General features: G+C 66.5%; 18 protein-coding genes. 9 read left to right on the forward strand and 9 right to left on the reverse strand.

What is annotated here, in order from left to right; genetic code table 11:
* Window positions 1-244 precede the first annotated feature (244 nt).
* The gene (locus BM357_RS15790; RefSeq protein ID WP_074955672.1) at window positions 245-1,471 is read left to right on the forward strand and encodes an MFS transporter; all 1,227 of its coding nucleotides are present in this window, start codon (window positions 245-247) and stop codon (window positions 1,469-1,471) included.
* Window positions 1,472-1,582: 111 nt separating this feature from the next.
* Here BM357_RS15790 and BM357_RS15795 read toward each other — a convergent pair whose 3' ends face one another.
* The 3 genes from BM357_RS15795 to BM357_RS19965 form a co-directional block, all read right to left on the reverse strand.
* Window positions 1,583-3,085: a sodium:solute symporter family protein gene (locus BM357_RS15795; protein WP_074955759.1), complete on the reverse strand. Its 1,503-nt coding sequence runs from the start codon at window positions 3,083-3,085 to the stop codon at window positions 1,583-1,585.
* The gene (locus BM357_RS15800) at window positions 3,085-3,282 is read right to left on the reverse strand and encodes a DUF3311 domain-containing protein (RefSeq protein WP_074955674.1); all 198 of its coding nucleotides are present in this window, start codon (window positions 3,280-3,282) and stop codon (window positions 3,085-3,087) included. Before BM357_RS15800 ends, BM357_RS15795 begins: the two co-directional genes overlap by 1 nt.
* Before the next feature lie 119 nt (window positions 3,283-3,401).
* Window positions 3,402-3,833 (reverse strand): DUF309 domain-containing protein, encoded by a 432-nt coding sequence (locus tag BM357_RS19965; RefSeq protein ID WP_074955677.1) that lies wholly within the window; start codon window positions 3,831-3,833, stop codon window positions 3,402-3,404.
* A gap of 273 nt (window positions 3,834-4,106) precedes the next feature.
* Here BM357_RS19965 and BM357_RS15810 point away from each other — a divergent pair, with 273 nt between their 5' ends.
* On the forward strand, window positions 4,107-4,430 hold the full coding sequence (locus BM357_RS15810) for a hypothetical protein (protein WP_074955680.1): 324 nt from the start codon (window positions 4,107-4,109) through the stop codon (window positions 4,428-4,430).
* A 24-nt stretch (window positions 4,431-4,454) separates the two neighbouring features.
* Here BM357_RS15810 and BM357_RS15815 read toward each other — a convergent pair whose 3' ends face one another.
* On the reverse strand, window positions 4,455-5,390 hold the full coding sequence (locus BM357_RS15815; RefSeq protein WP_074955683.1) for a ketopantoate reductase family protein: 936 nt from the start codon (window positions 5,388-5,390) through the stop codon (window positions 4,455-4,457).
* 177 nt (window positions 5,391-5,567) lie between these two features.
* Here BM357_RS15815 and BM357_RS15820 point away from each other — a divergent pair, with 177 nt between their 5' ends.
* The 4 genes from BM357_RS15820 (at window position 5,568) to BM357_RS15835 (ending at window position 9,645) form a co-directional block, all read left to right on the forward strand.
* Entirely contained in the window at window positions 5,568-7,073 is a 1,506-nt protein-coding gene (locus tag BM357_RS15820) for a phosphoenolpyruvate carboxykinase (ATP) (protein ID WP_074955686.1), read from the forward strand.
* Between the two features lie 242 nt (window positions 7,074-7,315).
* Window positions 7,316-7,759 carry a GntR family transcriptional regulator gene (locus tag BM357_RS15825; RefSeq protein WP_074955689.1) on the forward strand — a complete coding sequence of 148 codons (444 nt, stop codon included), beginning with the start codon at window positions 7,316-7,318 and terminating at the stop codon, window positions 7,757-7,759.
* The gene (locus tag BM357_RS15830; protein ID WP_074955692.1) at window positions 7,734-8,648 is read left to right on the forward strand and encodes an ABC transporter ATP-binding protein; all 915 of its coding nucleotides are present in this window, start codon (window positions 7,734-7,736) and stop codon (window positions 8,646-8,648) included. The genes BM357_RS15825 and BM357_RS15830 overlap by 26 nt, the downstream gene beginning before the upstream one ends.
* A complete protein-coding gene (locus BM357_RS15835) occupies window positions 8,626-9,645 on the forward strand; it encodes a hypothetical protein (protein ID WP_074955695.1) in 1,020 nt (339 codons plus the stop codon). The genes BM357_RS15830 and BM357_RS15835 overlap by 23 nt, the downstream gene beginning before the upstream one ends.
* Window positions 9,646-9,734: 89 nt before the next feature.
* Here BM357_RS15835 and BM357_RS15840 read toward each other — a convergent pair whose 3' ends face one another.
* The 3 genes from BM357_RS15840 to BM357_RS15850 form a co-directional block, all read right to left on the reverse strand.
* Window positions 9,735-10,952 carry a molybdopterin molybdotransferase MoeA gene (locus BM357_RS15840; RefSeq protein ID WP_074955697.1) on the reverse strand — a complete coding sequence of 406 codons (1,218 nt, stop codon included), beginning with the start codon at window positions 10,950-10,952 and terminating at the stop codon, window positions 9,735-9,737.
* Between the two features lie 104 nt (window positions 10,953-11,056).
* Window positions 11,057-12,013: an aldo/keto reductase family protein gene (locus tag BM357_RS15845; RefSeq protein WP_074955700.1), complete on the reverse strand. Its 957-nt coding sequence runs from the start codon at window positions 12,011-12,013 to the stop codon at window positions 11,057-11,059.
* Between the two features lie 64 nt (window positions 12,014-12,077).
* Window positions 12,078-12,659 carry a hypothetical protein gene (locus BM357_RS15850; RefSeq protein ID WP_139234759.1) on the reverse strand — a complete coding sequence of 194 codons (582 nt, stop codon included), beginning with the start codon at window positions 12,657-12,659 and terminating at the stop codon, window positions 12,078-12,080.
* 269 nt (window positions 12,660-12,928) lie between these two features.
* On the opposite strand from BM357_RS15850, the gene BM357_RS15855 reads away from it, so the two are divergent.
* The gene (locus tag BM357_RS15855) at window positions 12,929-13,444 is read left to right on the forward strand and encodes a peptidylprolyl isomerase (protein WP_074955762.1); all 516 of its coding nucleotides are present in this window, start codon (window positions 12,929-12,931) and stop codon (window positions 13,442-13,444) included.
* Between the two features lie 29 nt (window positions 13,445-13,473).
* On the opposite strand, the gene BM357_RS15860 is transcribed toward BM357_RS15855, so the two are convergent.
* Window positions 13,474-13,821, reverse strand: a complete 348-nt coding sequence (locus BM357_RS15860) for a hypothetical protein (protein WP_074955705.1) — start codon at window positions 13,819-13,821, stop codon at window positions 13,474-13,476.
* A gap of 162 nt (window positions 13,822-13,983) precedes the next feature.
* Between BM357_RS15860 and BM357_RS15865 the strand changes: the two genes are divergently transcribed.
* Window positions 13,984-14,784 carry an SDR family oxidoreductase gene (locus tag BM357_RS15865; protein WP_074955708.1) on the forward strand — a complete coding sequence of 267 codons (801 nt, stop codon included), beginning with the start codon at window positions 13,984-13,986 and terminating at the stop codon, window positions 14,782-14,784.
* 4 nt (window positions 14,785-14,788) lie between these two features.
* On the forward strand, window positions 14,789-15,949 hold the full coding sequence (locus BM357_RS15870; RefSeq protein ID WP_074955711.1) for an aminotransferase class V-fold PLP-dependent enzyme: 1,161 nt from the start codon (window positions 14,789-14,791) through the stop codon (window positions 15,947-15,949).
* 19 nt (window positions 15,950-15,968) lie between these two features.
* On the opposite strand, the gene BM357_RS19970 is transcribed toward BM357_RS15870, so the two are convergent.
* Complete coding sequence (locus BM357_RS19970; RefSeq protein ID WP_175511559.1) at window positions 15,969-16,106, reverse strand: hypothetical protein; 138 nt, start codon at window positions 16,104-16,106, stop codon at window positions 15,969-15,971.
* Window positions 16,107-16,128 lie beyond the last annotated feature (22 nt).

Consider the following 16,128-nt stretch of genomic DNA (forward strand, 5'->3'; position numbering starts at 1 on the left):
GCGTGGCCTGTGGATGGTCCTCCCCATCCGGGCATGGATTCTGCATCCCGTCGGCCACGACAAAACTCGACAAAAAATGAGGGAACGGTCCGCAACCCGGCGAGAATTCGCGTCTCGCCGGGTTGTTCGCCGCCAATTGCGGGATTTCGGGCAAATCGGCGCCATGTGAACGGATTTTCGAATTCCTTCGTCCTTCGAAAGAGCGTAGAATCTAGGACATCCTAGGCGGAATTCGGAGGCGGCGATGGAGACCTGGCAACGAAATCTGTGGCTGTTGTGGTTCGGCGTCCTGGTGACGTCGGCCAGTTTTTCGATGGTGGTTCCGTTTTTGCCCTTGTTTCTCTTGAAGATTGGCGTCAATCAGCACACGGAGCTGTGGTCCGGGCTCCTGTACAGCATCACCTTCCTGACCGGTGCGCTGGTCTCCCCCTACTGGGGGTCCCTGGCCGACAAGTACGGCCGGAAGCCGATGATCCTGCGAGCCGGTTTTTCTCTTTGCATCCTGTACATCCTCACTGCGTTGGTGAGCAATCCGTACGAGTTGTTGATCCTGCGCGCGCTGCAGGGGGCTCTGGCGGGATACGTGCCGGGGGCCATCGCGCTGGTGGCGACGAACACGCCGGAGGCGCGGGTGGGGTACGCGCTCGCCCTGATGTCGACGGGCAACGCGGTGGGCGGCATCCTCGGGCCGCTGTTGGGCGGCGGGATCGCCCGGTGGTTCGGCAATCGGGTGGCGTTCGCGAGCGCGGGCGTGCTGGTGCTCTTGGCGACCCTGCTGGTTCTGTTCTTCGTCACGGAGGAAAAGTTCGTCCCAAGCAAGACGCGCAGCTCCGTCATCGAGGCGCTGCGCTTGGCAGCCGCCAATCGTGCCTTTCTGATGACACTCGGTCTGACAGTGCTGACGACGTTCTCCATCATGACGATTGAGCCGGTGTTGCCCTTGTACATCGCCCAACTGGGCGGATCCCTGCAGGACGCCTCGCTGTTGGCGGGCATCGTGTTCTCGCTCGCCGGGGTGGCGAGCGTATTGTTCGCGCCGCGATGGGGCCGCTGGGCGGACCGAACCGGGTTCCACAAGGTGCTCCTGATTGGACTCATCGGCGGCGGGATTGGCAATCTGGCCCAGATCCCGTTTCACGACATCTGGGGCTTCTCCATCGTCCGTTTCCTGTACGGGGCGTTCTTCTGCGCGGTTTTCCCGGCGCTCAACGGTCTGGTGGTCTCCACCACGGAACCGGAGTTTCGCGGCCGGGCGTTCGGGCTCAACCAGACCGCCAACCAGGTGGGGAACATGGTCGGGCCGCTGGTGGGCGGAGCCATCGGCGGTGCGTTCGGGCCGCACAGTGTGTTCCTTGTCACCGGTCTGCTGCTGCTGGTGACGAGCGGCGTGGCGTTTTGGTCCAGCCGCTGGGTCCCTCGCGGCAAGCGCCCGCTGCAGAACCCGTCGGTGAGGTCTGGCACGGCCACATGACGGGGCGCGGCCGGCGGGAAGGTGTTGCGTGGCGAACCGGGGAGGAGAGGAGGAGGGGGCGTGGAAGCGCCCTCTCCCGGCGTGACCAGGCATCCACGGGATGGAGCGCAGTCACGCGATGTTCGGTTGTTGAGCCCGGCTTTGCTCGCTCCGGCCGCCGAACAGGGACTTCATCACGGCGTTGGTGCGCTGGCGCGCCCTGCCGATGAACAGCGGCGTCAGCACCGCGATGACGGCGAGATTGACCAACAGCCCCCAAAATCCCTCGTAGGCGCCGTGGGCATTGTGGCTGGCGTACAGGTAGAACACCGTCGCCAGGCCGGCCAGAAGGCCGCCCGTCACCGCTTCCTTTGGCAGGTTGCGCACGTACAGGCTCAAGACGACTGCCGGGAAGGTCTGGACGATGCCCGAGACGCCCATCAACTGCAACGACACGAGAGCGGTCGGGAACGCCAGACCGAACAGCAGCGCGAGGCCGATGACCACGAACACCATCGAACGCGTCACCAGTGTCAGCCGTTTCGGGCTGGCGTCCGGCTGGATCCAGTCGCGGTAGATGTTGTTCGCGAACAGGTTGCTGGCACCGATGGCCATGATGGAGCAAGGCACCAGCGACGCCAGGGCGATGGTCGCGTAGGCGAGGCCCTGGGTGAAGCCGCCGTACGAGTCGTGGATGAGCGTCAGGAACGCCAGGCGCGGATTGGTCCCCTGCGGGACGACCATGAAGGCCAGGATCCCGAGAAAGGTGACCAGCATGAGGACGATGTTGTAGAGCGGCAGGACGATGGCATTCTTCTTCAGGATGTCCGCGCTCTTCGAGCTGAACGTCCCCGTCGCCGTATGAGGCCACATGAACAGCGCCATGGCGGAGATGAGGGCCGCGGTGGAGAACCACAGGATCCCCTTCGGACCCGAGGCCGGCAGGACGAGCAGCTTCGGATGCTGCGTCGCGACCGCCAGCACCATCTGGCCCCAGCCACCGAAGTGGAGGATGGGCAGGGAGACGACGAGGAACAGCATCACGACCCAGACCAGGATGTCCTTGATGATGGCGGTGTACGTCGGCGCCTTGAGGCCGCTGAAGAACGTGTACAGCGCCACGAGAAGGAACGACACGATGACAATCAGTTTGACGTTGACCAACCCCGCGCCCGCCACCTGCAGGGTGTCGAGGATGCCGCTCAGCTGCAGATCGATGTACGGGATGAGCATGAGCACGCCGGTGATGGCCACCAAGAAGGACAGCAGCTTGCTGTCGAATCGGCCGCCCACGTAATCGGCCAGGGTCATGTAGCCGTGTTCTTTGGCCACCCGCCATAATTTCGGCAGGAAGAAATACGCCATCGGATAGGCGAGCACCACGTACGGTGTCGCGAAGAAGGCGATGCTCCCGCCGCTGTACGCGGAACTGGTCAACCCGAGGAACGTGTACGCCGTGTAGACGTCGGCGCCCACGAGGAACCACACGAACAGGCTGCCGAGGCGCCGGCCGCCGACGGACCACTCCTCCACGGAGCTGCGCGCCTCTTTGTCGCGTCCCGCCAGAAAGCCGATGAGCACCACGGCGAGGACGATCCCGGCGGTGACTGCGAAAGCCAGCGCATTTCCGTGCATCATGCCTGTTCCTCCTTTCTCAGCACCCAGTGGATGGCGAGGGTAAACAGCGGCGTGAGCAGCATCCAGATGAGGAGCCAGAAATGCAAGAGCGGGAAGCCCAGCACCATCGGATGAATCCGGTTCACCCAAGGCAGCGCCACCAACTGTGCGAGAAACGGGACGATGAACAAAATCCAGACGGCAAATCGGCGCAAGCCGTCTTCCTCCCTTCCCAATCCCAATCTGACGGTGTAAACGATTGCAACCGGATTGTACGAGGATACACTTTTGAAATCAAATAAAAGTGGATTAGAAAGGTAAAAAATTTACAGACTCAATCCCGATCCGGGAGCGGTTCCGGGGACCATTGGGGGAGTTGCGCGGCGATGGCGGGATCGGTGATGCGAATGTCAACCCGGGGCAAATGCAGGGCCTCCACCTGGGCCGGACTGACCTGCATCGGGCGCCAATCCACGGGCACCTGTGCGAACACCGCGTCGATGTCGTCCATCAGCCGGCCGACGTCGATGGATTCGTACTCGGGCCGCAACGGAGTGAGGTACGTGCGGGCACGCTGCCACATCCGCCACGCGCCGCGGACGTTTCCGTTTTCCAAGTGATAGAGGCACACCGCTGTCTGAATCAGGCCTTTGAGCCCGACGGGGCGGCCGCTGTCGAGCCAAAGGGATTCACCGTACTCGTGGCATTCGAAATAATCGCGCGTGATGTTGAAACAGTAGAGGTAGGACATCAGGCGAGCGTCCATGGGTTCACCTCGGGACAACGGGGAGTGCGTGGAAGCCACACGGCGATTCGGTTCGGGCACGGTCCACGACGACCCGGTGGTGTATACTGGGGTCAATCGAAGCGGGTGTGCGCCCTCGGCAGAGGGAGCGGCGCGGACACCCGGGACCGCACGCACGACCATGTTATCACGCAGGGCGGCACAGGACCAGGGCGGACATACGTTGGAACGGGCGCCATCCAGCGCCCACCCAGTGCCCATCCAGCGCGAGGAAGTAGACGGGAGGTGAACGACATGGGGGAGTGGACGTGGCTGTTCACCCGGTTTCCGCTGGCCGACATGGAACTGGTCGCGGAGCCGATGGATCCGCAGACTGCGAATGTGCTGGTGCGCACCATCCGCCGGCTTCCCGACGACGGGAGCGGGGAGGGGCCGAAGTACGAGGTGCGCGTGGCGCCGCACAACGTGGCGCCGTTTCGCGGGGGTCCCTGGCTGCGGGCGTTCACCGAGCGGGAGTTGCAACAGCCGGGCGCCGAGATCACCCGCTTTCGGGCGGATTTGCTGGCGGAGATCGCCCGGTGCAAGGGTCGCGCCGGCGAAGCCGGGGAGGCCCGGTGATGCGCACCGGGCCCGGGGCGGGCGTCAGGCCTGCCGAAGCGGCTCGCGGGCGCCATCCCGATGGGGATGCAGGATGGCGTACAGCGCGCGGATGGCCGGGGTGTCGATGCCGTGCCGCTCGGCCAGCTCGACGAGCACGCCCTGAATGCTTTCGATCTCGATGGGCAACCCTTTCTCCAGATCCCGGTGCATGCTGGCGGTCATCGACGCCGGCAGGCGCTCCAACCAGCGCACCGCCTGGTCCGCCGCATCGCTCGGGACCTCGGGGCACTCCGCCCGCGCGACGGCGGCCGCTTCCGCGGCGAATTGGCGCATGAGGCGGGATGCGGGTCCGTCGTCCCGCACCGCGCCGATGGGTTTGCGGGTGGACGCGGTGAGGCCGCTGAGGGTCGACAGGCAGATGTATTTGATCCACATGTCGACCAACACCTGTTCGCTCCGGCGGGCGATGAACCCGCGTCCTTGCAGGGTCTCGTCGATGGCGGGCAGGTCCCGGGCATCCGTCTCTGCCAGCGGACCGTAGGTGATATCGTGCAGTTGGCTGGTGTGGATGACGTCGCCGCTTTGATCGAGCGTCGCCTCGATGTGGCACAGGCCGCCGAGCAGCTGGCGCGGCGGCATGACGGAACGGAGCGCGTCCAGGTGCCGGATGCCGTTGAGCAGCGGCAGCACGTACGCCCCTTGCTTGGCGAGCGCTTGGACCTGAGGCAGTGCGCCTTCGAGGTGGTATTGTTTGACCGCCAGCAGGACCAGGCCCGGGTTCGCGATGTCCTCCGGGCGCACGGCCAGCTGCGGAGACAACTGAATGTCGCCATGGATGCTGCGCACACGAAGGCCCCGTTCCGCCAGTTGCTGGCGTCGCCGCTCCCGGACAAGAAATGTCACCGGAATCCCGTTCTGGGCCAGGCGCGCACCGAAGTACCCCCCGACCGCCCCCGCTCCAATCACCACCACGTGCATGGACGGTTCCTCCCTTAGATTTGAGATCGGAACAATTGTCGCTTGTCTGTCCATTCAGACCCCCTCATGATACCACGTTTTGACGAGCCGCATTGTTGTTCAAAAATGGGTCAAAAAGTATGTCAGAAATAGTGGCGACAGGCGTATATAGTATGTCATAATAGGAGCCATACGGAGATGGTGAGGAGTGGTCCTGTGAATCAGGCAAGCATTCAGCGTCTGACACCGGTGCAACTGATTGAGGCCGCGGTCTGCCGGGGCGAAGCGGTCCTGTTGGAGAACGGGGCCCTCTGCGCCGAGACCGGAAAGTACACCGGCCGATCGCCAAAGGACAAGTATTTCGTCGCCTACGAGGGTTGCCCCTTGCCGACGGAGGCGCACAACTGGCTGACCGAGTCGCAGTTCGAGCGGTTGTTCGACAAGGTCAAGGCGCACCTGGCGGAGAAGGGCGGCTACGTGTTTGACGGCGCCGTCAATCATCACCCGCGCTACCGCGTGCCCGTCCGGTTCGTGACCGAGTTCGCCTGGCACAACCTGTTCGTGCAGCGCCTGTTCATGCCGGGCGATCCGGACGTCGCGCCGCGGTTCACCGTCTACGGGGTTCCGACGCTGAAGGCGGATCCGGCGCGGGACGGCACGCGGTCGGAGACGTTCATTGTTTTGCACCTGGCGCGCGGGATCGTCCTCATCGGCGGGACGGAGTACGCGGGCGAACTGAAGAAGTCCATCTTCACCTTGATGCATCATCACCTGGCGGAGCAGGACGTGCTGCCGATGCACTGCTCGGCGTCTGTCGGCGAGGCCGGGGATGTGGCGCTGTTCTTCGGCCTGTCCGGGACGGGCAAGACGACCTTGTCCGCGGACCCGGCGCGGCGGCTCATCGGGGATGACGAGCACGGCTGGGGAGACGACGGCGTGTTCAATATGGAAAACGGGTGCTACGCCAAGTGCATAGACCTCTCGGAAGAGCGGGAGCCGGACATCTACCATGCCATCCGGTTCGGGTCGGTGCTCGAGAACGTCATGTACGACGAGGCGCGCCGCCCGTTGTACCACGACCGCACGCGCACGGAGAACACGCGGGCGGCCTATCCGCTCTCGTTTATCCGGAATGTCGAGCCCAGCGGCCGCGGCGGCCACCCAAAGGCCATCGTGTTCCTGTCCGCGGACGCCTCCGGCGTGTTGCCGGCGGTGGCCCGGTTGTCGCCGGAAGACGCCCGTCGCCATTACCTGCTCGGCTACACCAGCAAACTGGCCGGCACGGAGCGCGGCGTCGTCAATCCGGAGCCGACGTTCTCCGCGTGCTTCGGCGCGCCGTTCCTGACGGACCGCCCGGCTCGCTATGCGGACATGCTGATGGAGCGCGTGGCCCGGCACGGCGTGCCCGTGTACCTGCTCAACACCGGCTGGGTCGGTGGCGGCTATGGGCAGACGGATCGCATGCCGCTCGCGCTCACGCGCCAGATCGTGCATCTGGTGTTGGCTGGTGCCCTCGACGACGTGCCGACGGAGCGGGATGAGGACCTGTTCCTGAATGTCCCGGTGTCCATCCCGGGCATCCCGGACGTCTATTTGCGTCCGCAGACCGGGTTCGCCGACGCCCGGTCGTACGAGGCGGCGCGCAGCAGCCTGGCCGAGGCGTTCCGCAAGCGCCTGGCGCTGTTTGAGACGTTGTCGGTGTGAGACGAGCGGACCTTGGGCCGGACGCGCGCTGTCCGGAGGCCACTGCCCCCGCGGGAGAACGGGATGCCCGCGGGGGCGTTTTTTTTGTGCCCGGGATGTGCGAGGATGCAGGCTGCGAATCGGGTCGCGCCGACAGGGCTTGGGCTCTGCTCCATGGTGCCTTGACACCCCGGCTGCGTTGCCGTATTGTCTGTATGTACTAGTTGTAATGGTACACATGGACAGTCTGAGGAGGTGTTCCGATGTGGTTGCGCGTCAACCCGAGGCTGCCCGTGCCGGTGTACCAGCAGGTGGTGGACGGCGTCAAAGCCGCCGTCGCCAAGGGGATGCTGGTCCCGGGGGACCGGCTGCCGTCGGTGCGCGAGCTCGCGGTGGAGTTGGCCATCAATCACAACACCGTGGCCAAGGCGTACCAGGAGCTGGAGCGCGCGCGCGTTATCGAGGTGATCCGCGGGCGCGGCACGTTCATCGCCGAGCCGGCCATCCCGTCGGACGAGGCGCGCCGGCGCGCCGCACTGCGGGAGGCGATGAAAAAGCTGCTCGTCGAAGCGCATCACCTGCACCTGCAGCCGGGGGAGGCATTGGCTCTGTTTGCGGACGTGGTCCGCGAGTGGGAAGAGGAGCAGGGACAGAGGAACGTGGACAGGGGGGAGGATTCGCATGGTGTGGACCGTGGAGACGATTGACCTGAGAAAGGTGTTCGACGGCCGCATCGTCCTCGACAGCGTGAGCCTGGCCGTCCCGGCCGGGAGCATCCACGGGGTGGTGGGGGCCAACGGCGCCGGCAAGAGCACGCTGCTGCGCATCCTGATGGGCCTGTACCGACCGACCGGCGGGCAGGTGCGGGTGCTCGGGGAGCTGGTGGGCGACGAGGCGGCCGAACTGCGCCAGCGGGTGCACCTGGTGGCCAGCGAGGGCGACCTGCCGCGGGCGATGCGCGTGCGCGACTACCTGCACTACCATCGGTTGCTCTACCACCGCTGGGACGACGGGCGCTGCCAGCGCCTGCTGGAGGCGCTGGAGCTGCCGGTGCGGCGTTCCCTGCGCCATCTCTCACAGGGCATGAAGACCCAACTGCGCCTGGCTGCGGCGTTGTCCGCGCGGCCCGACGTGCTCCTGCTCGACGAACCGACCAACGGGCTCGATCCGGTCGTCAAACGCCAGTTCCTGCAACTGTTGGTGCAGGAGGCGGCCGGGGCCGGGACGACCATCGTGATCGCCACGCACCATCTGGACGACCTGGATCGGATCGCCGACGGGATCACCGTCCTGTACAACGGGCGGGCAGTGGCCTCTGGCCAGTTGGACGCCCTGAAGCAGCGCGTCAAGCGCGTGCAAGCGGTGTTGCCGGGGGAGATCCCGGAGGCCGTCCGCCAGCACCCGGGCGTCGTCGATGTGGTGCGCAGCGGCCAGATGGTGACCGTCACCGTCGACGGCGATGTGGATGCGGTGATGGCGGCGCTGCGCCAGGCGGGGGCCCAGTATTGCGAGGTGCTCGATCTCGAGTTGGACGAACTGTTCCGGCATTTCATGGACAAGGAGGGCTATCGCCGTGAAGGGATTCTCCTTTCCTAAGGCCGTGGTGTACAAGGAGTGGTGCCAGATCCGCGGCTGGCTGGTGCTGTTGGCGGTCGTGTTCTGGGCTGCGCCCGTCAAGACCGTGGTCCGGTACTGGACGGGTGTTCAGGCGCACCCAGAGCAGCAGCCACTTCTGGCCGCATCTGTGGTACAGATGTTGCAGGGGCTCCACCCGCATTTCGCATCGGTGAGCTGGACGGCCGCGGCCGCACTGGTCCTCGGCGTGGTGCCGATGAGCTTGGAGCGGGCGCGCGGCGGATTGTTGTTGACCTTCTCCGGGCCCGTGCGGCGGCAGGACGTGGTGCGCGTGCAGGCGGTGTTTTGTCTCGCCGGCGTCTGGGTGGCGCTGTTGCTCCTAACCGTGTACCTGTTCGTGGTCAACGCCGCCTTCGGACACGTGGTGACGACGGGGGACATCGCCGGGTGGTTTCTGTTTCAAGGACTCCTCAAATCCGCCGTGTTCATGGTTGGCTTCGCCGTGACCACCAGCGTCGGCAACCTCATCGCCGCCATTCTGTGCGCACTTGGACTGGCGGGGTTCCCCATCTATGTCAGCCTGATGATTCAGGAATTGGCCCACACCAGCATCCAACCGGTGCCGTTTGACGAAGTGGTATGGCGGGTGGCGAACGACGTGATGGCATTGTCTCCCTTGGCAGGGCCCGGGGTGTCGGATGCGCCCCTGTGGTGCCTCGGCGGCTGGTACGCCGTCTGGGCGCTCGGGTGGTACATCGCCGCCGAGACCCTGTTCCGCCGTCTGCCACTGGAGCGGGAGGGGGCGCTGTTCGCATATCCGGCCTTGTGGCACGTGCTGTTCGCCGGCGTCGGGTTGATTGTCGGGACCGTGTGCGGTGAGTTGGCGGTCGGGGGAATGGACTTCGATCCCCGGCGGACCCCGGTGCTGACCGCGGTCTGGCTGCCGATGGCCGCACTGACCTGGGTCGGGCTGCACCAGGTGCGCCGCTGGTGGATCCGCCGCTTACGGTCGGCGTGAGTTCGGTGATGTGCGCGAGGGTGCGTTGCGCGGAGCCGCTCGCGTAAGCGCAGAAAGCGCAGAAGCGGAGCACGACGTACGCCAACCTCTTATGGGGCGCACCCGGGCAACCAGCGCAGGGGGACCGGGGTGCCCGCCGGCAGGTCCGGTTCGTCGATGCGCACCAGGCAGTTGCTGGCCACGAGACTCGAGAGCACCCCGGAAGACTGGGCGAGGCTCGTGTCCACCGTCAGGACGCCGTCCGTGAGCGCGGCGCGGGCCCGCAAGACGCGGGTGTGTTTGACCGGCTTGAGGTGCAGTGCGTGCGCCAGGCGCCCGGTTGCCGGGAACGGCTTGGCCGGCCGGCCCAGGGCGGCGTCGAACCACACCCGCACCAGCGATTCGAATTGGACCAGCGCGGCCGCCGGGTTGCCCGAGAGGGAGAACACGGTGCAGGCGCCGACGCGGGCGGCGAGAAACGGCGAGCCAGGGCGCAACCACACCTTGTGCACCGACATCTCCCCGCCGAGGTCCGCCAGCACGCTTGGGATGAAGTCGTAGTCGCCGGCCGATGCGCCGCCCGTGGTGATGACGCAATCGCAGGCCGCCGCGTGCCGGGCGATGGCCTCTTTGATGCGGTCGGGATGGTCCGGCAAGACGTCGACGGCCATCACTTGGCCACCGGCGCTGGCCACGAGGCCGGCCATCAACGTGTCGTTGCAGCTGTAGATCTGGCCGGGGCCAAGCGGCGTTTCCGGGGTGGTGACGAGCTCCGATCCGGTGACGACGATGGCCACCCGTGGCACCCGGCGCACCCGCACGCGGGCGACGCCGAACGTCTGCGCCAACGCCCGTTCCAACGGCCCCAGCCGGGTGCCGGCGGTGATGAGCGTCGATCCCGCCGGGGCGTCGTCGCCCTCAGGCTGCACCGATTCCCCGGGAGATATCCGGCGCAGCACCGTCACCACGCCGGGCTCCGGCTCGTCGCACCACTCGAACCGCACCACCGCGTCGGCACCCGGAGGCAGGGGGGCGCCCGTGAGGATGCGCACCGCCTCACCCGGGCCGAGCGGGGGGGCCGCCGCGTCGCCCGCCGCGGTGGTGGTGCGCACGCGCAGACGCACCGGAGGCACCTGGGCGTCCGCCGAGCGCACGGCGAACCCGTCCATCATGGCGCGCGTGAAGGGCGGCACCGGGATGCGGGCGAGGACCGGTGCAGCCAGGACGCGGCCCTCCGCCTCCGCCAGCGCCACCTCCTCCCCGGGCAGCGCATGGCCCAGGGCCGTCACGCGGCGTACGGCGTCCTCAAAGGTGCAGTAGGCGTCCATGGTCATCACCTCGGTGACCGGCGTGCACCAAAGCGGGAGGGGAACCGAACGTCCCCCTCCCGCGCGAGTGATGCGGGCGGTGCGCCGTACCGCCCTGCGTTGGGTCACGCCTGCAGGATCTGTTCGATCTCGTCGAGCGTCGCCTCGTCCAGTTTGTACCCGGACGCTTTGACGTTCTCCTCCACCTGTTCCGGACGCGACGCGCCGATGAGGGCGCTCGACACGCTCGGCAAGCGCAGCACCCAGGCCAATGCCAACTGGGCGAGCGTGATCTCCAGCCGTTCCGCGACGGTGCGCAACCGCTCCACCTTGTCGAGTAAGGCGTCGTCCAGATACTGCTGCATGGTCTTCGAGACCTTCGGTGTGGCGGCGCGGGAGCCCTCCGGGAGCGGTTGGCCCTTCTTGTATTTCCCGGTCAACACACCCTGCGCCAAGGGAGAGAACACCACCTGGCCGATGCCCGCCTCGTCGCAGATGGGAATGACCGCCGTCTCGATGTATCGGTTGAAGAGGTTGTACACCGGCTGGCTGGCCGCCAGTTTGCGCAGGCCGAGCTCCTTCTGCAGGCTGACCGCTGCCGCGATGCGGTCGGCCGGCCACTCGCTGATGCCCGTGTACAGCACCTTGCCCTGGGCGACCAGGTCGTCGAGGGCGCGCAGCACTTCCTCCAGATCCGTCTCCGGATCATACCGGTGGCAATAGAAGATGTCGACGTAGTCGACGCCGAGTGCCCGCAGGCTCTTTTCGACTTCCTCGAAGATGTGCTTGCGGCTGAGCCCGCGGTTATTGACGCCAGGGCCGACCGGCCAGAACGCCTTCGTCGTCACCACGTAGCTGTCGCGCGGGTAATCGCGCAGCGCCTGACCGAGGACCTGCTCCGCGGCGTGCGGGGTCGCGCCGTAGACGTTGGCGCAGTCGAAGTGGTTGATGCCCAGGTCATACGCCGTCTTGATGCAGGCGATGGCCTGTTCCTGCTCCGTCACGGTACCGTATGTAAGCCAGCTGCCGAGCGCGATCTCGGACACTTTCAAGCCGCTCTTGCCGAGTCTGCGGTATTCCATGTACGTCCACCTCCGCTCCCCATTGTACCCCACCCGGTTCCCCAGGCAAAGCGGATTTGGCGGCTCACTGAAGGGGGCTTCGTTGGAAGTAGCCGAGGCGGCGGAGGGTGAACGGATCGTCCGGCGAAAAACCGAGCGCTTCCCACCAGGCGTCATCCGGACCCGCCAGGCAGGCGAGCCAACCGCCACACCCCGCCCCAAGGCTTGCATCCATCGCGCACTCGAGCAGCGTTTCCGCGGTCCGGAGGCCTTCCGAAGACGCGGGGTCGAGCGAGGGATGGAGCGCGACGCCGGTGATGAAAAAGTCCCGCAGCGCGTGCCGTGGCCAGCCGGCCAACAGTCCGGCTGTGCGCCCGTCCGGCCAGATGGCCGCAGCCAGCATCGGAGGCGGATGATGCCCGCAATCGGCCAACCAGAACTGGTGGCGAATCGCGGCGAGGGATGGGATGGCTGCTGCTTCGGCGTACGCGCCCCCCGTGTCCTGGTGCCAGGCGTTGAGCACGTTCGAAAGCAGAGACTTGGCCTTGCGCGCATCGACCCAGGCGGCCTGCGGGAGCGGCAAGGACCGACGGCCAGGGCACGGCGGGTGGCCGCCCGCCTGTTTCGCCGGCGCAAGGGACGGGCAGAGACGGTTCAGCGTTTGCATGCGGGGCACGCTCCAACGTCAGGATGGAATTCTCTTGATCCCAGTGTACCATTGTTTCCGAACCGTGCCCGGACAAACCCAAGGTGCGGACGGAGGGGCCTTCAACGGCGTTGATGCGGGGCGCGCATTTGACACGGATGGGTGTGTTTCCAGTTACGGTGTGTTAGGATCGAACCAGGGGCGAGAGCGGCGCACGGCGCTCGCCGCTCCCACAACGCAGGCAGGGAAGGGTGTTGTTGGTGCCGAAAACGTATGGGCGGGCACCCGCCATGCAATTGTTGCCGGACACGCAGTACGAGGCGGTCATTCATACCAGCGAGGGCGACTTCACCGTGGAGCTGTTTGCGGAAGAGGCCCCGCTGACGGTGAACAACTTCGTCGCGCTGGCGCGGGACCGGTTCTACGACGGGGTGATCTTCCACCGGATCATCCGCGAGTTCATGATTCAAACGGGCGATCCGACCGGCACCGGGGCGGGCGGACCGGGCTACCGGTTTGCGGACGAGCTCCCGCCCGTGCGGCCGTACGAGCCGGGGATCGTGGCGATGGCCAACGCGGGGCCGAACACCAACGGATCGCAGTTTTTCATCTGTACCGGCGAGCAGTGCCGGCACCTGAACCGGTATCCGAACTACACGGTGTTCGGCCGCGTCCGGGAGGGGATGGACACGGTGCAGCGCATCGCCGCGACGCCGGTCACCCGTTCCGCCACAGGCGAGGTGAGCCGGCCCGTGGAGGACGTGCGGATGATCTCGGTGGAGATCGTCACCCGCCCCGCGGGCTGAGGGAGCCGGAGGCCGGGCGGCGTCCAGGGTCACGTGGTCTTTTCCCGATCCCGGTGTTCCTGGGCGTGGCCCTGGGCCGGCAGGGCGCCGAGCGCCGGATCGACACGGCGCCAGGTGTTCAACTCGTGGATGCGGCTGGCGTAGTCGGCGATGTCGGCGAAATAGGCGGAGATGACGTCCCAGTCCTCCTCCTTGTGCACCTCTTGCAGCAGGTCTTCGATGACGTGTTCAAAATGGACGATTTGGTCGGGGATTTTGGCGCGGATCTGTTCCCACTGTACGAGAATCTCCTCTTGCTCCCGGGGTTCCAGTTCCTCGTACGGCCGCTCGAAATCCGGCAGCTCGATGCCGAGCCTGGGGTCGAGTTTGAAGGACATCGGCGCACCTCCTGCAAGGTCGGGTATAGTGATGTGTATGGCGATCTGTTGGGATACTTTCATCATAGGTGAATCTGTGCGCCGCGGACAACATTGGATATTTCGCCGCTTCCGTCCCGGGGACCGGGAGCGGCGATGCCGCAAAGGGGGACCGCATAGCGCATGACGGTCCGCACAGCATTGGTGACGAGCGGCGCAGGCGGGCTCGGTTTCGCCGTCGTGCGCGCGCTGTTGGAATCCGGCTGGGATGTGTGTTTCACGTACCGGACGAGCCTGGCGCAGGCCGAACGTTTGGCCGGATTGGCCCGGGAACGGGGGCGGCGCGTGTGGTTTGCGCAGGCCGATCTGCTGGACCGGGCCCAGGTGTCGGACGTTGTCGCGAGGTTCCTCTCTGAGTGTTCCGCCATCGATGCGTTCGTGCACAACTTCGGGCCCTTCGTGTTCGAGCGCATCCCGCTGGCCGCGTACACTGACGAGATGTGGACGCGGATGATGGACGGGAACCTGAACAATTTCTTCTGGATTTACCGGGCGCTGATCGGCGGGATGCGGGCGCGGGGATTTGGCCGCATCGTGACGGTCGGGTATGACGGGGCGGGGGAGGCGGCGGGCTGGCGCCACCGTTCGGCCTACGCGGCGGCCAAGTCCGCCCTCGCCAGCCTCACGCGCACCATCGCGCGGGAGGAACGCGACTTCGGGATCACGGCGAACATGGTCTGCCCTGGGGACATCCGCGGGGAGAACAAAGAGCGCATGATCCGCGAGGTGCCGTCCGGTCCCCGCGGCGACCGGGCACCGGTCGGCGAAGACGTGGCGCGGTTGATTGCGTTCCTCTGCCACGAGGACAGCCAGCAGTTGAACGGGACCGTCACGCAGGTCACCGGCGGCCGCGACATCCGGGCCCGCGAAGAGGCGCCTGCGGGCGGATGGCGCGCGCCCGAGGGAGTATCCGGCGAGGGGTGAGAGGATGGCGTACGCGGATCATCTGCGCCGGTATTTTCCGGCGGTGCGTGGAGTGACGTATCTGAACACGGCCTACGCGGGTGCGTTGCCGGAAGCGGCCGCCTCCGCCATGCAGACCGTGTATGCGCAGGCGTGCGCGGAAGGTCGGCTGGAACCGGTGCATGCGCAGCGGCTCGCGGCGGTCCGGCAGCAGGTGCGCGAGCAGTTGGCCCATCTGTTTCACACGGATGCGGAACGGATTGCGTTGACGACGGGGACGGCGCACGGCCTGGGGATGGTGCTGTGGGCGTTACCGCTGCGGGCGGGAGACGAGGTGGTGTACGCGGGCCTCGGAGACGCGGACGCAGTGCTCCCGCTGTACGCGTTCGCGCAGCGGCGGGGGGTGGTGACCCGGCGTCTCTCGGGCAGCTTGGACGCGGATGCGTTGGTGGCCCAGGCCGGGGCGAGCATCACCCCGCGGACCCGCGCAATGATCTGTGCGCACGTCGACCCCCAGAGCGGCCGGCGCCTGCCGGTGGAGGCGCTCGCCGAACTGTGCCGTGCGCGTGGCATCCTCCTCATCGTGGACGGTTCCTACGGCGCAGGGGCCGATCCCATCACGCTGGAGGAGAGTGGCATCCCTGTATACGTGGTGGACGGACGGCGGTGGCTGTGCGGTCCGTTCGGGGTCGGGGCGGTCGTCGTCAGTCCCGACGTGTGGTCCATGCTGCAACCGGCGTGGACTGGCGAGCCGGCACTGGCCAGCCCGTCTGCCCTCGACGCGTGGGGATCCTTTCTCCTCGCGCCCGACGCGAGGCGGTTTGAACTGGCCTCGGGCGATTTGGCGCCATGGACCGGCTGGCTGGAGAGCCTGCGCTTTCTGCGCGGCCAGGCCGGGTGGGATTTGGTGTTCACCCGCGTCCGCGGGCTCTCCGGGCAGGCGATGGAGCGGCTGCTCGACCTTCCGCACGTCCGGGTCATGACGCCGCGGGACGCACGGGTGGGCATGCTCGCGTTGGAAGTCGCCGGGCGGGAAGCTGGGGCCTGCGCGGAGGACGCGCGGGCGCACGGGATCGAGGTGGGGATCAGCCCGGACGGGCGGTGGATCAGGATCTCCTTCGGGCTGTACAACCACGAGGACGATGTGGAACGGTTCGTGAAGTGGCTGGAACAGGTGAGGGCGTGATCCCAGAGGAACACCGGCATTAAGAAACCGGGTCCTCCGGGTCCGCGTCCGCGCGGGCCTTTTCCATCCCCCCGCGAAGCTTCCACAACAGCACCGCCTGGATGGCGGCGGCCGCCAGGATACAAACGACGGCGTACAGCGGATGTGTCCGATCCAAATCTCGTCCCACTCCTTCCGGG

It is taken from the genome of Paenalicyclobacillus macrosporangiidus, from assembly GCF_900116805.1.
GTDB classification, from domain to species: Bacteria; Bacillota; Bacilli; order Alicyclobacillales; family Alicyclobacillaceae; genus Alicyclobacillus_H; species Alicyclobacillus_H macrosporangiidus.

Excerpts from the sequence above, each read along its gene's own strand:
- BM357_RS15790 (WP_074955672.1), top strand. The coding sequence starts at position 245 with ATGGAGACCTGGCAACGAAATCTGTGGCTGTTGTGGTTCGGCGTCCTG.
- BM357_RS15795 (WP_074955759.1), bottom strand. The coding sequence starts at position 3,085 with ATGCACGGAAATGCGCTGGCTTTCGCAGTCACCGCCGGGATCGTCCTC.
- BM357_RS19965 (WP_074955677.1), bottom strand. The coding sequence starts at position 3,833 with ATGGACGCTCGCCTGATGTCCTACCTCTACTGTTTCAACATCACGCGC.
- BM357_RS15810 (WP_074955680.1), top strand. The coding sequence starts at position 4,107 with ATGGGGGAGTGGACGTGGCTGTTCACCCGGTTTCCGCTGGCCGACATG.
- BM357_RS15815 (WP_074955683.1), bottom strand. The coding sequence starts at position 5,390 with ATGCACGTGGTGGTGATTGGAGCGGGGGCGGTCGGGGGGTACTTCGGT.
- BM357_RS15820 (WP_074955686.1), top strand. The coding sequence starts at position 5,568 with ATGGTGAGGAGTGGTCCTGTGAATCAGGCAAGCATTCAGCGTCTGACA.
- BM357_RS15825 (WP_074955689.1), top strand. The coding sequence starts at position 7,316 with ATGTGGTTGCGCGTCAACCCGAGGCTGCCCGTGCCGGTGTACCAGCAG.
- BM357_RS15830 (WP_074955692.1), top strand. The coding sequence starts at position 7,734 with ATGGTGTGGACCGTGGAGACGATTGACCTGAGAAAGGTGTTCGACGGC.
- BM357_RS15840 (WP_074955697.1), bottom strand. The coding sequence starts at position 10,952 with ATGGACGCCTACTGCACCTTTGAGGACGCCGTACGCCGCGTGACGGCC.
- BM357_RS15845 (WP_074955700.1), bottom strand. The coding sequence starts at position 12,013 with ATGGAATACCGCAGACTCGGCAAGAGCGGCTTGAAAGTGTCCGAGATC.
- BM357_RS15850 (WP_139234759.1), bottom strand. The coding sequence starts at position 12,659 with ATGCAAACGCTGAACCGTCTCTGCCCGTCCCTTGCGCCGGCGAAACAG.
- BM357_RS15855 (WP_074955762.1), top strand. The coding sequence starts at position 12,929 with ATGCAATTGTTGCCGGACACGCAGTACGAGGCGGTCATTCATACCAGC.
- BM357_RS15860 (WP_074955705.1), bottom strand. The coding sequence starts at position 13,821 with ATGTCCTTCAAACTCGACCCCAGGCTCGGCATCGAGCTGCCGGATTTC.
- BM357_RS15865 (WP_074955708.1), top strand. The coding sequence starts at position 13,984 with ATGACGGTCCGCACAGCATTGGTGACGAGCGGCGCAGGCGGGCTCGGT.
- BM357_RS15870 (WP_074955711.1), top strand. The coding sequence starts at position 14,789 with ATGGCGTACGCGGATCATCTGCGCCGGTATTTTCCGGCGGTGCGTGGA.